This is a genomic window from Escherichia sp. TW14182 (genome assembly GCF_000208525.1).
GTDB classification, from domain to species: Bacteria; Pseudomonadota; Gammaproteobacteria; order Enterobacterales; family Enterobacteriaceae; genus Escherichia; species Escherichia ruysiae.
Genome location: NZ_AEJZ01000300.1, coordinates 1 through 2,565, shown reverse-complemented (window position 1 = coordinate 2,565; position 2,565 = coordinate 1). Strand labels below are relative to the sequence as shown.

The 2,565-nt window shown below is 47.5% G+C and carries 6 protein-coding genes; 3 read left to right on the top strand and 3 right to left on the bottom strand.

Going from position 1 to position 2,565, the window contains the following annotated elements; genetic code table 11:
• The 3 genes from EQY_RS0120310 to EQY_RS0120300 form a co-directional block, all read right to left on the bottom strand.
• A partial coding sequence (locus EQY_RS0120310) for a helix-turn-helix domain-containing protein (protein WP_038809115.1) occupies window positions 1-575 on the bottom strand: 575 nt, incomplete at its 3' end.
• Window positions 576-598: 23 nt separating this feature from the next.
• Window positions 599-1,024, bottom strand: coding sequence for a toxin YdaT family protein (locus tag EQY_RS0120305; protein WP_000693937.1), 426 nt, complete (start codon window positions 1,022-1,024; stop codon window positions 599-601).
• Complete coding sequence (locus tag EQY_RS0120300; RefSeq protein ID WP_000172735.1) at window positions 1,021-1,323, bottom strand: transcriptional regulator; 303 nt, start codon at window positions 1,321-1,323, stop codon at window positions 1,021-1,023. Before EQY_RS0120300 ends, EQY_RS0120305 begins: the two co-directional genes overlap by 4 nt.
• Window positions 1,324-1,420: 97 nt before the next feature.
• On the opposite strand from EQY_RS0120300, the gene EQY_RS25800 reads away from it, so the two are divergent.
• From EQY_RS25800 to EQY_RS0120285, 3 genes are read left to right on the top strand one after another with little or no spacing between them, the layout of a single operon-like run.
• Window positions 1,421-1,792, top strand: a complete 372-nt coding sequence (locus EQY_RS25800; protein ID WP_001169685.1) for a hypothetical protein — start codon at window positions 1,421-1,423, stop codon at window positions 1,790-1,792.
• A 20-nt stretch (window positions 1,793-1,812) separates the two neighbouring features.
• Window positions 1,813-2,004 carry a type II toxin-antitoxin system RelB family antitoxin gene (gene relB / locus EQY_RS0120290; protein ID WP_001302048.1) on the top strand — a complete coding sequence of 64 codons (192 nt, stop codon included), beginning with the start codon at window positions 1,813-1,815 and terminating at the stop codon, window positions 2,002-2,004.
• Between the two features lies 1 nt (window position 2,005).
• The gene (locus EQY_RS0120285; protein WP_001303511.1) at window positions 2,006-2,284 is read left to right on the top strand and encodes a type II toxin-antitoxin system RelE/ParE family toxin; all 279 of its coding nucleotides are present in this window, start codon (window positions 2,006-2,008) and stop codon (window positions 2,282-2,284) included.
• Window positions 2,285-2,565: the final 281 nt, after the last annotated feature.

The window sequence follows — 2,565 nt, the reverse complement described above, 5'->3', positions numbered from 1 at the left end:
GCACTGAACACAACCGCGTCAGGGTGTCGGTTTAAAAAATCCTGTTCAGCCGTCTGCATGTCCGGTTGCGAAGCTTCCGGACGAAAAGATCTTTTATCTGACGGATCAGGTTTTAATACTGACGGATCGGGGCCAACCATCGCCCCCCTAACCGGCTGTTTTTTATCAACGGTTGATCCATCAAAATTTGACGGGTCAACCGTTGAGGGGTCAATATTTGACGGGTCATTTTTTGCCTGGCTAATTTTTCTTTTCGGTTTATATGCCTCACGCGCTGCCGCTGCTGCTGCTTCGAGTTTTTCCACATTAAGACGGTAGATATTGCTTTCATTACGCCCACCGACCTTACGTTCTTCCTTCGTCAGCCAGCCGTTCTTTTCCAGTTCTGCTATCGCAGCTTTAACCGTTGATTCACTCTTTGCCCCAATCTGACGACGAATGGTCTCCACTGCAGGCCATGACACACCTTCGTCATTGCTGTAATCTGCAAGGCGAGCCATTACTGCCACCCTGGATAAGATCATGCCGGTGAAGGCACACCCTTCCCAGACAAGACCATGAAGCTTGCTGCTCATAAAAAACTCCGAACACCGTGCTTTTAGTGCATCACCACGGCATTTCCCGCCGGACCACCACGATTCATCTGATTGAAACCAGCGATCGCCACTGCGACAAAATCATCAGCGTCTCTCACCAGTCGTTCCCGCGTCTCCACCAGCTCCCGAAAATAGGCTGAACTGTGGCTGCGCATTCGGGCCACCAGCAGAGGTGGCATTGCCTTTTCGATCGCCGGTAACAGCGCCTGAATTTTTTTAACCGCATCAGGGGTGTCTTTCTCTACCCAGCGGAAAATTTTCTGAGTATTGCGAGCCAGGGCTTCCGGATGCCTGTCGTCATATAGCTCCGGGAACGTCATACCAAGCTCAAAATAAGCCCGGGTTATTTCAGCTGCCGGAACTTTTTCACCGTCCGGATGAGCCCAGACATTCATCGCCATGCGGATGTGTTCATGCTTGATTTTCATGAATCAACTCCATCAGATAAGCATGCACTACAATCACCTTCAGCATGAACTACATGTGTTTGCCCCAAACGAATGCCGCTCGCATACTCAGGCCAAATAAGCTCCCAATCATGGGGTCGTAGCTCCGCCCTACTTACTTGGCCTTCCGTCGCAGATTCGATCATAAGGGCGCGGGTTGGAGATATAGCTGCTCGTCCAGACGCCATTTGCGATAAGTAAGATGGCGATACACCAAGTCTGGCCGCGAATTTCTTAGCATCACCAACCCTCAATGATTTAATAAACTCTTTTAATGTCATACCTTCCTCGGTTTAGTGTTTTTTTGCGAGTTTAGTATTTAATAAACCATTAAGTCAAGTATTTGCTTGTTTAGTGATTACTAAAGATAATTACCACATGCAAAAAAAAGAAATTCGCCGTTTACGTCTCAAGGAGTGGTTTAAAGATAAAACTCTGCCACCCAAAGAGAAGAGCTACCTATCTCAACTAATGAGTGGGAGGGCCTCGTTTGGAGAAAAGGCTGCCAGAAGAATAGAGCAAACATACGGGATGCCGGAAGGGTATCTGGATGCGGAATACGCAGAACAACCGGAAGTTTCTCCACCACATGCAGGGTTAACGTCTAATCAACTGGAATTATTGCAGATTTTTTCAGCCTTCCCTGAGGATGAGCAACGCCAGATAATCAGCGAGTTAAAGCAGAAAAAAGAATCAATGGAAGATCTCATAGCGAGATGGATTGCGGCGCAAAAATGCCGCCGCGCCTGAGTTATAAAACCGGAGGAAACATGAATAGAGCCCTTTCACCAATGGTTTCTGAATTTGAAACCATTGAACAAGAAAACAGTTACAACGAATGGCTGCGTGCGAAAGTAGCAACGAGCCTTGCAGATCCGCGCCCAGCAATTCCCCATGACGAAGTTGAGCGCAGAATGGCAGAACGCTTTGCTAAAATGCGCAAGGAACGGAGCAAGCAGTAAAATGTTACCCGTGTTATGGCTTGAAAGCGCAGATACCGACCTAGATGATATAACTAGCTATATTGCTCGTTTCGACATAGATGCGGCTGAACGCTTATGGCAGCGATTAAGGGGTTGTGTGCTGCCGTTATCCGAACATCCGTATTTATACCCACCAAGCGACAGAGTACCTGGCTTGCGTGAGATTGTAGCCCACCCTAACTATATAATTCTATACCGCGTAACAACATCAAGCGTTGAAGTAGTAAACGTGATCCACGCAAGACGCCAGTTTCCCTAACTTTCACTACCAATAGAAACATAACAACCGCAACGACTTTATCAAAAGCGTTGTGTTTGTTACGCCCCGTGGTTTAGTTTTTACTTGACTTAAGTTTAATGTTTATTAAACTAAAAATACCAACCCACCCCGCCCCACAGAACGCAGGGCAATACCTCGAGTTACCAGGCAGTGGTCAGGGGATAAGTAGCCAGCCCGAGGCGTAAGAACATGACGGCAGGGTTCAACTTTAACTATGCAGCAGGTTTTTTGTTCCGCTACCCCGGCGTTAAGGGGAAATG

What these genes read in the sequence shown, in the direction of transcription:
- EQY_RS25800 (WP_001169685.1), top strand. Translation starts at nt 1,421, where the DNA reads ATGCAAAAAAAAGAAATTCGCCGTTTACGTCTCAAGGAGTGGTTTAAA.
- EQY_RS0120285 (WP_001303511.1), top strand. Translation starts at nt 2,006, where the DNA reads ATGTTACCCGTGTTATGGCTTGAAAGCGCAGATACCGACCTAGATGAT.
- EQY_RS0120300 (WP_000172735.1), bottom strand. Translation starts at nt 1,323, where the DNA reads ATGACATTAAAAGAGTTTATTAAATCATTGAGGGTTGGTGATGCTAAG.
- EQY_RS0120305 (WP_000693937.1), bottom strand. Translation starts at nt 1,024, where the DNA reads ATGAAAATCAAGCATGAACACATCCGCATGGCGATGAATGTCTGGGCT.
- relB (WP_001302048.1), top strand. Translation starts at nt 1,813, where the DNA reads ATGAATAGAGCCCTTTCACCAATGGTTTCTGAATTTGAAACCATTGAA.